General features: G+C 51.5%; 10 protein-coding genes. All 10 read right to left on the reverse strand.

Annotation, left to right across the window (positions count from 1 at the left end):
* Positions 1-145: 145 nt before the first annotated feature.
* Positions 146-685, reverse strand: a complete 540-nt coding sequence (locus FEK42_RS22170) for a stationary phase growth adaptation protein (protein ID WP_135493229.1) — start codon at positions 683-685, stop codon at positions 146-148.
* A gap of 212 nt (positions 686-897) precedes the next feature.
* The gene (rpoC, locus tag FEK42_RS22175; RefSeq protein ID WP_130261383.1) at positions 898-5,121 is read right to left on the reverse strand and encodes a DNA-directed RNA polymerase subunit beta'; all 4,224 of its coding nucleotides are present in this window, start codon (positions 5,119-5,121) and stop codon (positions 898-900) included.
* Between the two features lie 76 nt (positions 5,122-5,197).
* Positions 5,198-9,226 carry a DNA-directed RNA polymerase subunit beta gene (gene rpoB, locus FEK42_RS22180; protein ID WP_000263098.1) on the reverse strand — a complete coding sequence of 1,343 codons (4,029 nt, stop codon included), beginning with the start codon at positions 9,224-9,226 and terminating at the stop codon, positions 5,198-5,200.
* A gap of 319 nt (positions 9,227-9,545) precedes the next feature.
* The gene (rplL, locus tag FEK42_RS22185) at positions 9,546-9,911 is read right to left on the reverse strand and encodes a 50S ribosomal protein L7/L12 (RefSeq protein ID WP_000028879.1); all 366 of its coding nucleotides are present in this window, start codon (positions 9,909-9,911) and stop codon (positions 9,546-9,548) included.
* 66 nt (positions 9,912-9,977) lie between these two features.
* Positions 9,978-10,475 carry a 50S ribosomal protein L10 gene (gene rplJ, locus FEK42_RS22190; RefSeq protein WP_001207201.1) on the reverse strand — a complete coding sequence of 166 codons (498 nt, stop codon included), beginning with the start codon at positions 10,473-10,475 and terminating at the stop codon, positions 9,978-9,980.
* A gap of 412 nt (positions 10,476-10,887) precedes the next feature.
* Positions 10,888-11,592, reverse strand: a complete 705-nt coding sequence (rplA, locus tag FEK42_RS22195) for a 50S ribosomal protein L1 (protein ID WP_001096684.1) — start codon at positions 11,590-11,592, stop codon at positions 10,888-10,890.
* A gap of 3 nt (positions 11,593-11,595) precedes the next feature.
* Positions 11,596-12,024 (reverse strand): 50S ribosomal protein L11, encoded by a 429-nt coding sequence (rplK, locus tag FEK42_RS22200; RefSeq protein ID WP_001085926.1) that lies wholly within the window; start codon positions 12,022-12,024, stop codon positions 11,596-11,598.
* A gap of 158 nt (positions 12,025-12,182) precedes the next feature.
* Entirely contained in the window at positions 12,183-12,728 is a 546-nt protein-coding gene (nusG, locus tag FEK42_RS22205) for a transcription termination/antitermination protein NusG (RefSeq protein ID WP_001287516.1), read from the reverse strand.
* 1 nt (position 12,729) lies between these two features.
* Complete coding sequence (secE, locus tag FEK42_RS22210) at positions 12,730-13,113, reverse strand: preprotein translocase subunit SecE (protein WP_001275702.1); 384 nt, start codon at positions 13,111-13,113, stop codon at positions 12,730-12,732.
* Between the two features lie 229 nt (positions 13,114-13,342).
* On the reverse strand, positions 13,343-13,460 hold a 118-nt coding region (locus FEK42_RS22215), incomplete at its 5' end, for an elongation factor Tu (protein WP_000531012.1).

Genomic DNA, 13,460 nt, shown 5'->3' on the forward strand with positions numbered 1-13,460 from the left:
TTCTCATCTTCCAGGATGCAGCAGACTGAAGAAATTCAGACATCCCGCAACCTGCGATTCTCGCAAGGTCAAGGCAAAGTCCGGTAATGGCGTTCTGAATACCAGAGAATTATCTCTGGCGAAACCCACCTTAAGGTGGGTTTTGTTATTTTGAGGGCTGAGGAAGCTGCTTATTTCTCAATAAATTGTAGGCAATGGTGAAAAATTTCAGTGATTTACCTTTCTGTTTTTCAGAAATGGGGTAAGCGCTAGTTACATGCAAACGGAGTTTTTTCTTTTCCCTGAAAGCCCTGAACGCAACAAAGTAAAATGCCTTGTTTCCTCCGTTTAAATCCACTTCAATCACGGCATAGCTACCATACCCGGCATGAATAACGTTGCTTTCTGGCAGCGCCAAAATGGTTCTTTTTAAGTGTGTTCGCGCTAAGTTATAACGGTGCTGGCAGAAGGGACGAGATTCTTTAGGCGCGTAGTACATTAACGATTGTTTTTCTTCGTTCGTCTGATGTTCATAATCTTTTGTGAAGCAGTGAAGAGAGTAGGTAACCCAAAAGCGATACTCTAAAGGCTGTTTGCCCTCATGATGCTGAACGTAGACAGCCAGATGAGCATCAAGAAACGATAAATCACGAATATCACCATCCGGATGTCTAAAAGGTCGCCACTTCTCCACTTCCTGTTTCATTCTCGTTCCTTAAGAAAGTTACACAGGAATAGTATCGAATCCTTGCCGAGTTTGACTCAATTAGTTCAGTCAGTTTCAGGATATTAGACATCTCTACATTGATTATGGGTATCCAGAAATTCATTAAATATTCTGACAAATGCTCTTTCCCTGAACTACACCCATAAAAAAACCCGCCGAAGCGGGTTTTTACGTTACTTGCGGATTAACGATTACTCGTTGTCAGAACCGCCCAGACCTGCGTTCAGCAGTTCTGCCAGGCTGGCAGATGCGTCTTCTGCAGTCACCTGCGGTGCAGCCGGAGCTTCACCCGCAGCACGGCGACGCATACGATCCTGGTGGTACGCGTAACCGGTACCTGCCGGGATCAGACGACCCACGATAACGTTCTCTTTCAGGCCGCGCAGTTCGTCGCGTTTGCCCGCAACGGCTGCTTCGGTCAGCACGCGAGTGGTCTCCTGGAACGATGCCGCGGAGATGAAGGACTCGGTTGCCAGAGACGCTTTGGTGATACCCAGCAGATCGCGGGAGTAAGTTGCACCCACTTTGCCGTTCGCTTCCAGTTCGCGGTTTGCGATCTTGACGCGAGAGTATTCAACCTGTTCGCCTTCCAGGAAGTCGGAGCTGCCCGCGTTAACGATGGTAGCTTTACGCAGCATCTGACGAACGATAACTTCGATGTGTTTATCGTTAATCTTAACGCCCTGCAGACGGTATACGTCCTGTACTTCGTTAACGATGTAACGAGTCACAGCATGAACACCACGCAGACGCAGAATGTCGTGCGGCGCTTCCGGACCGTCGGAAATTACGTCACCACGTTCTACACGTTCACCTTCGAACACGTTGAGCTGACGCCATTTCGGAATCATCTCTTCGTACGGATCGCTACCGTCTACCGGGGTGATAACCAGACGACGTTTACCTTTGGTTTCTTTACCGAAGGAAACGATACCGCTGATTTCAGCCAGGATTGCCGGCTCTTTCGGACGACGTGCTTCGAACAGGTCCGCAACGCGCGGCAGACCACCGGTGATGTCCTTGGTACCGCCGGATTCCTGCGGAATACGCGCCAGGGTGTCACCAGAGCTGATCTGTACGCCATCTTCCAGCTGAACAATCGCTTTACCCGGCAGGAAGTACTGCGCAGGCATATCGGTACCCGGGATCAGAACGTCGTTACCCTGAGCATCAACGATTTTCAGTGCCGGACGCAGATCTTTACCACCTGCGGTACGTTCTGCGGAATCCAGAACCACCAGCGAAGACAGACCGGTCAATTCGTCGGTCTGACGAGTAATGGTCTGGCCGTCGATCATGTCAGTAAAGCGTACAAAACCGCTTACTTCGGTGATAACCGGCATGGTGTGCGGGTCCCAGTTTGCAACGGTTTCGCCGCCAGCAACCTGTTCGCCATCGCCTTTCGCCAGTACCGCACCGTAAGGTACTTTGTAGCTTTCTTTGGTACGACCGAATTCGTCGATCAGTTTCAGTTCGGTGTTACGGGAAGTGATCACCAGTTTACCGCTGGAGTTCACAACCGACTTCACGTTGCTGAGCTTGATGCTACCTTTGTTTTTCACCTGGATGCTGGATTCAGCAGCCGCACGAGATGCCGCACCACCGATGTGGAACGTACGCATGGTCAGCTGTGTACCCGGTTCACCGATGGACTGTGCCGCGATAACACCGATTGCTTCACCTTTGTTGATGATGTGGCCACGCGCCAGGTCACGACCGTAGCAGTGCGCACATACACCAAAGTCGGTGTCACAAGATACAACAGAACGTACTTTTACCGCGTCGACAGAGTTCTCTTCCAGCAGGTCACACCACTGTTCGTGCAGCAGCGTGTTGCGCGGAACGAGGATATCAGCAGTACCCGGCTTCAGAACGTCTTCAGCAGTTACACGACCCAGTACGCGATCGCGCAGCGGCTCTTTAACGTCACCACCTTCGATAACCGGAGTCATCATGATACCTTCATGGGTACCACAATCGTCTTCGGTAACCACCAGGTCCTGCGCCACGTCAACCAGACGACGAGTCAGGTAACCGGAGTTCGCAGTTTTCAGCGCGGTATCCGCCAGACCTTTACGAGCACCGTGGGTGGAGATGAAGTACTGGAGTACGTTCAGACCTTCACGGAAGTTCGCGGTGATTGGCGTTTCGATGATGGAGCCATCCGGCTTCGCCATCAGACCACGCATACCAGCAAGCTGACGAATCTGTGCCGCAGAACCACGCGCACCGGAGTCGGCCATCATGTAGATGCTGTTGAAGGAAACCTGCTTCTCTTCCTGACCGTCACGGTTAATAACGGTTTCAGTTTGCAGGTTATCCATCATCGCTTTGGATACACGATCGTTCGCCGCAGCCCAGATATCGATAACTTTGTTGTAGCGTTCGCCCGCAGTTACCAGACCAGACTGGAACTGCTCCTGAATTTCAGCAACTTCTGCTTCTGCCTCGGAGATGATTTCGTGTTTCTTCTCCGGGATGACCATGTCATCGATACCAACAGATGCACCAGAACGCGCTGCATATGCAAAGCCGGTGTACATGATCTGGTCCGCAAAAATAACGGTCGGTTTCAGACCGAGAATGCGGTAGCAGGTGTTCAGCATTTTGGAGATTGCTTTTTTACCCAGCGCCTGGTTGACGATGGAGTAAGGCAGACCTTTCGGTACAATCATCCACAGAATGGCACGGCCAACTGTCGTGTCTATCAGGCTGGTTTTCGCAACTAATTCACCGTTAGCATCTTTTTCATACTCGGTGATACGCACTTTAACGCGCGCATGCAGAGAAGCCAGACCAGAGCGATACAGACGTTCTGCTTCTTTCGGACCAGTCAGCACCATGCCTTCGCCTTTGGCGTTAACACAGTCACGGGTCATGTAGTACAGACCCAGTACAACGTCCTGAGACGGAACGATGATTGGTTCGCCGTTCGCCGGGGACAGGATGTTGTTGGTAGACATCATCAGCGCACGCGCTTCCAGCTGGGCTTCCAGCGTCAGCGGTACGTGAACAGCCATCTGGTCACCATCGAAGTCGGCGTTATATGCCGCACAAACCAGCGGGTGCAGCTGGATAGCTTTACCTTCGATCAGTACCGGTTCAAATGCCTGGATACCCAGACGGTGCAGAGTCGGTGCACGGTTCAGCAGTACCGGGTGTTCGCGGATAACTTCGTCCAGGATATCCCAAACGACAGCTTCTTCGCGCTCAACCATTTTCTTCGCAGCTTTGATGGTGGTAGCAAGACCACGTAGTTCCAGCTTGCCGTAGATGAACGGTTTGAACAGCTCCAGCGCCATTTTCTTCGGCAGACCGCACTGATGCAGACGCAGGTATGGACCTACGGTGATTACAGAACGACCAGAGTAGTCAACACGCTTACCGAGCAGGTTCTGACGGAAACGACCCTGTTTACCTTTGATCATGTCGGCCAAAGATTTCAGAGGACGCTTGTTAGAACCGGTGATCGCACGACCGCGACGACCGTTATCCAGCAGGGCGTCTACCGCTTCCTGCAGCATACGTTTTTCGTTACGTACGATGATGTCCGGCGCAGCCAGATCCAGCAGACGTTTCAGACGGTTGTTACGGTTAATGACGCGACGATACAGATCGTTCAGGTCAGAAGTCGCGAAACGACCACCATCCAGCGGAACCAGCGGACGCAGATCTGGCGGCAGTACCGGCAGAACGGTCAGGATCATCCACTCTGGTTTGTTACCAGACTGAACGAACGCTTCCAGCAGTTTGATACGCTTGGTCAGCTTTTTACGCTTGGTTTCGGAGTTGGTTTCGTTCAGCTCTTCACGCAGCTGTTCGCACTCTTGCTCCAGATCCATGCTCTTCAGCAGAGCCTGGATTGCTTCCGCACCCATCTTCGCGTCGAATTCGTCACCGAACTCTTCCAGCGCGTCCAGATACTGCTCTTCAGTCAGGATCTGCTGGCGTTCCAGGTTGGTCATACCGCCTTCGATAACCACATAGGATTCGAAGTACAGTACGCGTTCGATATCGCGCAGCGGCATATCGAGCAGCAGGCCGATACGGGACGGCAGCGATTTCAGGAACCAGATGTGCGCAGTCGGGGAAGCCAGTTCGATGTGGCCCATACGCTCACGGCGTACTTTAGTCTGGGTCACTTCAACGCCGCACTTCTCACAGATGACGCCACGGTGTTTCAGGCGCTTGTACTTACCGCACAGGCACTCGTAATCTTTTACCGGCCCAAAGATACGGGCGCAGAAAAGGCCGTCACGTTCTGGTTTGAACGTACGGTAGTTGATGGTTTCCGGCTTTTTAACTTCACCGAAAGACCATGAACGGATCATGTCTGGCGAAGCCAGAGCAATTTTGATCGCATCAAACTCTTCGGTTTTAGTCTGCGCTTTCAGAAACTTTAATAAATCTTTCACGGATTTGCTCCCGTCGGAGTTAGCACAATCCGCTGCCGGGTTTTACCCCGACAGCAGTGACCTGTTTGAGCGAGAATTACTCGTCTTCCAGTTCGATGTTGATACCCAGCGAACGAATCTCTTTCAACAATACGTTGAAGGATTCTGGCATGCCCGGCTCCATCTGATGGTTGCCGTCCACGATGTTCTTATACATCTTAGTACGACCGTTCACGTCATCAGACTTAACAGTGAGCATTTCCTGCAGGGTGTATGCCGCGCCGTATGCTTCCAGCGCCCACACTTCCATCTCCCCGAAACGCTGACCACCGAACTGTGCCTTACCACCCAGCGGCTGCTGAGTAACCAGGCTGTAAGAACCAGTGGAACGCGCGTGCATCTTGTCGTCGACCAGGTGGTTCAGTTTCAGCATGTACATGTAACCAACGGTTACCGGACGTTCGAACTGTTCACCAGTGCGACCGTCGTACAGGCGGATCTGACCAGAAGTCGGCAGGTCGCCAAGTTTCAGCAGTTCTTTAATTTCTGCTTCTTTCGCACCGTCGAACACCGGCGTTGCGATTGGCATACCTTTGCGCAGGTTTTCAGCCAGACGCATAACTTCTTCATCGCTGAAGGTACTCAGGTCAACTTTCTGACGAACGTCAGCGCCCAGATCGTACGCACGCTGGATGAATTCGCGCAGTTTCGCGACTTCTTGCTGCTGTTTCAGCATGGCGTTGATCTTGTCGCCGATACCTTTCGCAGCCATACCCAGGTGGGTTTCCAGAATCTGACCGATGTTCATACGAGACGGTACGCCCAGCGGGTTCAGTACGATGTCTACCGGCGTACCGTTTTCATCGTAAGGCATATCTTCGATCGGGTTGATCTTAGAAATTACACCCTTGTTACCGTGACGACCTGCCATCTTGTCACCAGGCTGGATACGGCGTTTAACCGCCAGATATACCTTAACAATCTTCAGCACGCCCGGTGCCAGATCGTCGCCCTGGGTGATTTTGCGGCGTTTCGCTTCGAGTTTCTTCTCGAACTCGTGTTTCAGTTCGTCATACTGCTCAGCCAGCTGTTCCAGCTGATTTTGTTTCTCTTCGTCGGTCAGGCCCAGTTCAAGCCAGCGATCGCGCGGCAGTTTGTCGAGCTTCTCAGCTTCAACGCCACCGGCTACCAGCACCGCACGGATACGGCTGAACAGACCTGCTTCGAGGATCTGCAGTTCTTCAGACAGGTCTTTCTTCGCCTGTTTGAGCTGCATTTCTTCGATTTCCAGCGCACGCTTGTCTTTTTCTACGCCATCGCGAGTAAAGACCTGAACGTCGATAACCGTACCGGATACACCGTTTGGTACACGCAGAGAAGAGTCTTTAACGTCAGACGCTTTCTCACCGAAGATCGCACGCAGCAGTTTCTCTTCTGGGGTCAGCTGGGTTTCACCTTTCGGCGTTACCTTACCAACCAGAATGTCGCCACCGGTCACTTCCGCACCAATGTAAACGATACCGGATTCATCCAGTTTGGAGAGCGCAGCTTCACCCACGTTCGGGATGTCAGCGGTGATCTCTTCCGGCCCCAGCTTGGTGTCACGAGACACACACGCCAGTTCCTGAATGTGGATGGTGGTGAAACGGTCTTCCTGAACAACACGCTCGGATACGAGGATGGAGTCTTCGAAGTTGTAACCATTCCACGGCATGAACGCTACGCGCATGTTCTGACCGAGCGCCAGTTCACCGAGGTCGGTGGACGGACCGTCTGCCAGCACGTCACCGCGTTCTACTGGTTCACCCAGAGACACACACGGCATCTGGTTGATACAGGTGTTCTGGTTAGAACGGGTGTATTTGGTCAGGTTGTAGATGTCGATACCTGCTTCACCCGGATACATCTCGTCTTCGTTAACTTTGATAACGATACGGGAAGCATCCACGTACTGAACGACACCACCACGTTTAGCTACCGCAGTTACACCGGAGTCAACGGCAACAGCACGTTCCATACCCGTACCAACCAGCGGCTTATCAGCGCGCAGAGTCGGAACGGCCTGACGTTGCATGTTCGCACCCATCAATGCACGGTTGGCGTCATCGTGTTCCAGGAACGGGATCAGGGACGCACCGACGGATACCACCTGCTGGGTGGATACGTCCATGTAGTCAACCTGGTCGCGACTGAACAAGCTGGATTCGCCTTTACTACGGCAAGTTACCAGGTCTTCTACGAAGTGGCCTTCTTCATCCAGGTTGGAGTTCGCCTGGGCGATAACGTAGTTGCCTTCTTCGATAGCAGACAGGTAGTGAATTTCGTCAGTTACAACACCGTCGGTCACTTTACGATACGGAGTCTCAAGGAAGCCGTATTCGTTAGTCTGTGCGTACACGGACAGAGAGTTGATCAGACCGATGTTCGGACCTTCAGGGGTTTCGATTGGACATACGCGACCGTAGTGAGTCGGGTGTACGTCTCGAACTTCGAAGCCTGCACGTTCACGGGTCAGACCGCCTGGGCCGAGTGCGGAGATACGACGTTTGTGCGTAATCTCAGACAGCGGGTTGTTCTGGTCCATAAACTGAGACAGCTGGCTGGAACCGAAGAACTCTTTCACTGCTGCAGAAATCGGCTTGGCGTTGATCATATCCTGAGGCATCAGGGTATCCAGATCGCCCAGAGACAGACGCTCTTTCACCGCACGCTCTACACGTACCAGGCCAACGCGGAACTGGTTTTCCGCCATTTCGCCAACGGAACGGATACGTCGGTTGCCGAGGTGGTCGATATCATCGACTTCGCCTTTACCGTTACGGATATCGATGAGCTTTTTCATAACATCAATGATGTCGTCTTTGCTCAGGATACCGGAACCTTCGATTTCTTCGCGCAGCAGAGAACGGTTGAACTTCATACGACCAACCGCAGACAGGTCATAACGGTCTTCGGAGAAGAACAGGTTCTCAAACAGGCTTTCAGCAGCTTCACGAGTCGGCGGCTCGCCAGGACGCATCATGCGGTAGATTTCTACCAGTGCGCTCAGACGGTCGTTAGTTGGGTCGACACGTAAGGTTTCAGAGATATATGGGCCGTGATCCAGATCGTTGGTGAACAGCGTTTCGATACGCTTGTGACCAGACTGGCTCAGCTTAGCCAGCAGATCCAGGCTCAGCTCCATGTTCGCTGCGCAGATCAGCTCGCCGGTAGACTCATCAATATAGTCTTTAGCAACCACTTTACCTGCGATGTACTCAACCGGGACTTCGATCAGTTTGACGTCGTCTTTTTCCAGCTGGCGAATATGGCGCGCAGTGATACGGCGGCCTTTTTCTACGTACACTTTACCGTTAGCTTCGATGTCAAAAGATGCGGTTTCACCACGCAGGCGTTCCGGCACCAGTTCCATCTGCAGCTTGTTATCACGGATTTCAAAGATAACTTTTTCAAAGAACAGGTCGAGGATCTGCTCTGTGGTGTAGTTCAGGGCGCGCAGAATGATGGTCGCAGGCAGTTTACGGCGACGGTCGATACGTACGAACAGGTTGTCCTTCGGATCGAATTCGAAGTCCAGCCAGGAACCACGGTAAGGGATGATGCGCGCGTTATACAGCACTTTACCCGAGGAGTGGGTTTTACCTTTGTCGGAGTCAAAGAAGACGCCCGGACTACGGTGCAGCTGGGAAACGATAACACGCTCAGTACCGTTGATAACAAAGGTACCGTTGTCTGTCATGAGCGGAATTTCGCCCATGTAGACTTCTTGTTCTTTAATGTCTTTTACGGTGCCTTCCGGCGCTTCGCGCTCATAGATCACCAGACGCAGTTTAACGCGCAGCGGTGCGGAATAGGTCACGCCACGGATTTGACATTCCTGGACGTCAAACACCGGTTCGCCAAGGCGGTAGCTGACGTATTGCAGCTCGGAATTACCGCTGTAGCTCTGAATCGGGAATACGGAACGGAAAGCAGCTTCCAGACCATACTGCCCTTCAGGATCTTGCTCGATAAATTTCTGAAACGAGTCAAGCTGGATAGAAAGGAGATAAGGTACATCCAGAACTTGTGGACGTTTACCAAAATCCTTACGAATACGTTTTTTCTCGGTATAGGAGTAAACCATAGGGTTCCTCAGCTCGCTGACAAGTCGACCCATCTGTCCATTGAGCGGACAGTTTGTGCAACACTATTTTGTTGACCGGAAAATGGAACACTTTCCGCAATGCCTGTTGCTATCACGCTTAAACCATTTCATTGCGATTTACACAGAACGGGCGTCCTGTCGCAGTATATTAAGTCGTCGATAGAAACAAGCATTGAAAGGCACAGCAGTAGTCAAACAGTGTGAAACGCTACTGGCGCCTTACAGCGCAAAAAGGCTGGTGACTAAAAAGTCACCAGCCATCAGCCTGATTTCTCAGGCTGCAACCGGAAGGGTTGGCTTATTTAACTTCAACTTCAGCGCCAGCTTCTTCCAGGGATTTTTTCAGTGCTTCTGCGTCGTCTTTGCTCACGCCTTCTTTCAGAGCAGCCGGTGCAGATTCTACCAGGTCTTTAGCTTCTTTCAGACCCAGGCCAGTTGCGCCACGTACTGCTTTGATAACAGCAACTTTGTTAGCGCCAGCAGCTTTCAGAATTACGTCGAATTCAGTTTTTTCTTCAGCAGCTTCAACCGGGCCAGCAGCTACAGCTACAGCAGCAGCAGCGGAAACACCGAATTTTTCTTCCATTGCAGAGATCAGTTCTACAACGTCCATTACAGACATAGCTGCAACTGCTTCAATGATTTGATCTTTAGTGATAGACATTTAAATTGTTCCTGAATATCAGAATAAGTTTATACGTAAGCGAATGCGTTAAAAAGATAACTGCGATTAAGCAGCTTCTTTCGCATCGCGTACAGCAGCCAGAGTACGAACCAGTTTGCCAGCCGAAGCTTCTTTCATGGTTGCCATCAGGCGTGCAATTGCTTCTTCGTAGGTCGGCAGAGTTGCCAGGCGGTCGATCTGAGACGCCGGGATCAGCTCACCTTCAAAGGCAGCGGCTTTGACCTCAAATTTTGCATTCGCTTTCGCGAACTCTTTGAACAGACGAGCAGCAGCGCCCGGGTGTTCCATAGAGTATGCAATCAGGGTCGGACCAACAAACGCGTCTTTCAGGCACTCGAACGGAGTACCTTCAACAGCACGGCGCAGCAGGGTGTTACGAACAACACGCATGTATACGCCAGCTTCGCGACCTGCTTTACGCAGTTCAGTCATTTTATCTACAGTTACGCCACGGGAATCCGCAACTACTGCAGACAGCGCGCCTTTGGCTACTTCGCTGACTTCAGCAACAATCGCTTGTTTGTCTTGAAGATTTAAAGCCATTAGCTTTGCTCCTGGATGTTTGCCAGAGAAAATCTCTGGAACTCACTTCACTCCTCCAAACGGAGAGAGCGTCTTAATTACGGTGAGCAGAAACAAGCCAGAATATAAAAGAATAATCTTAGCGTTCTGTCACCGTCTACGCAGGGGATTAAGTTTCTTGCGAAACTCCTGCGGTCTTCGACGGAGGCCTGGATAGGCCAGGCTCCAACGAACAAATCTTTTCTATCCGTCGCTATTCAGCTTGTGGCGGCGTTGGCTTCCTTCGTTCGCATCAGTCACATAGTTAGCTATGCTCCTGGCGACTCACTCAGTTGCCGCCTTGCCACAACACGAATATCTCGGATATACGTCTGCATTAAGCATTATACGTGGGGGTAAGATTGTAGACAAAATCACCGCCCACGTAAAGGCATTAGTTTACAGAAGCGCTCAGGCCAGCCTGGTCAACTGCAACACCTGCACCCATGGTGGTGGAGATGCTAACTTTCTTGATGTACACGCCTTTCGCCTGAGTCGGTTTTGCTTTTTTCAGCGCAACCAGCAGAGCTTCCAGGTTTTCTTTCAGTTTGTCAGCGTCAAAGTCCACTTTACCGATGGTGGTGTGGATGATGCCGTTTTTGTCGTTACGGTAACGAACCTGGCCAGCTTTAGCGTTTTTAACCGCTTCAGCAACGTTCGGCGTTACAGTACCCACTTTCGGGTTTGGCATCAGGCCGCGCGGACCCAGAACCTGGCCCAGCTGGCCAACAACGCGCATTGCATCCGGAGAAGCAATAACAACGTCAAAGTTCATTTCGCCTTTCTTGATCTGGTCAGCCAGATCTTCCATACCTACCAGTTCAGCACCTGCAGCTTTAGCAGCTTCAGCGTTTGCACCCTGGGTAAATACGGCTACGCGAACGGAACGGCCAGTACCGTGCGGCAGTACAGTTGCACCACGTACGTTCTGGTCAGATTTACGAGCGTCGATGCCGAGGTTAACAGCAACGTCCACGCTTTCTACGAATTTAGCAGTCGCCAGCTCTTTCAGCAGAGCGATAGCTTCGTTGATGTCGTATTGTTTGGTCGCATCAACTTTCTCGCGGATAACACGCATGCGCTTGGTCAGTTTAGCCATTTCTTAGTCCTCCACTACCAGGCCCATGGAACGTGCAGTACCTTCGATGGAGCGAGTCATCGCTTCAATGTCGGCACCAGTCATGTCGGCAGCTTTGGTCTGCGCGATTTCCTGCAGCTGAGCGCGGGAAATTTTACCCACTTTGTCTTTGTTCGGCTTACCGGAACCAGACTTGATACCAGCCGCTTTTTTCAGCAGAACTGCTGCCGGCGGAGTCTTGGTAACGAAAGTGAAAGAACGGTCAGCGTAAACGGTGATTACTACCGGAATCGGCAGACCTTTTTCGATGGAATCAGTTTTTGCGTTGAACGCTTTGCAGAATTCCATGATGTTTACGCCCTGCTGACCCAGAGCCGGACCTACTGGCGGACTCGGGTTAGCCATACCAGCTGCAACCTGCAGCTTGACATAGGCTTGTACTTTCTTAGCCATTATAAATTCCTCAAGTTGGGTAATAACGCCTCTGAGAGGCTCCCCGTGATATAAAAAATCGTTTTACGGGCAAGGCCCATAAAAACAAAAGGCGCGAAATTGTATTCCAATCTCGCGCCTTGTGCAACGATTAAATCGCCGCTTTTTTGATCGCTGGGTTAGGCTTTTTCAACCTGGCTGAAGTCAAGTTCTACCGGGGTCGCACGACCGAAGATAGAAACAGACACTTTCAGACGAGATTTCTCGTAATCCACTTCTTCAACAACACCGTTGAAGTCAGCGAACGGACCATCATTAACACGGACCATTTCACCCGGTTCAAACAGCGTTTTCGGACGCGGCTTATCACCAACCTGCTGCAGGCGGTTCATAATCGCATCGACTTCTTTATCGCTGATTGGCGCAGGACGATCGGAAGTACCGCCGATGAAGCCCATCACACGCGGTACGCTGCGCACCAGGTGCCAGCTAGCGTCGTTCATCACCATCTGAACGAGGACGTAACCAGGGAAGAATTTGCGTTCGCTTTTGCGACGCTGACCGCCACGGATTTCAACCACTTCTTCGGTTGGTACCATGACTTCACCAAACAAATCTTCCATGTTGTGTAATTTGATATGCTCACGCAGCGATGTTGCTACGCGGCCTTCAAAACCGGAAAACGCCTGAACGACGTACCAGCGCTTTTTAGGAGCTTCAGACATCTCAGAACCTCAGGCCAGTGATAAAGGATACCAGGCGAACCAGAATACCATCCAGTCCCCACAGGATCAGTGACATTACTGCGGTAACCGCAGCCACAATCAGCGTGGTGTGCAATGTTTCCTGGCGAGTCGGCCAAATGACCTTACGGACTTCGGTACGCGCTTCACGGGCAAAAGCAACGGTTGCTTTACCTTTTGTCGTTAACAGCGCGACACCACCCGCTGCAGCAATCAGAATTACTACGGCCAGCGCACGCAGCGGCAGCATAATGTCGCGATAAAGGTAGTTGCCGACAATTGCCACCAGGAGCAATGCCACCACAACGACCCACTTCATCGCTTCCAGGCCGCGCCCGCTTCCTTGAGCTTCGGTATTCGCACTCATAAACCAACCTGTCAGAAGTATTCTACAAACATTTTCACCCCGCGATCGCGAGGCAAACCAAATCGAAACGCGTATTAGCTTTTCGGATTATACGCCCTCAACAGAGCCTGTCTCAGCAATGATTATGACAAAGAAAATCACTGATGAGCCAGGTTCTGGTACGAAAGCGTGCAAAAAGGGCATCAAATGATGCCCTTTTAGTGCGCATTGCGTCAAATGTTATCGGCAATTAGCTCAGAACTTTTGCTACAACGCCCGCGCCAACGGTACGACCGCCTTCACGGATTGCGAAACGCAGACCGTCGTCCATCGCGATCGGGTGGATCAGGGTAACAACCATTTTGATG

Origin of the sequence: Escherichia sp. E2748 (genome assembly GCF_005781125.1) — a bacterium.
In the GTDB taxonomy this organism is placed as follows: Bacteria; Pseudomonadota; Gammaproteobacteria; order Enterobacterales; family Enterobacteriaceae; genus Escherichia.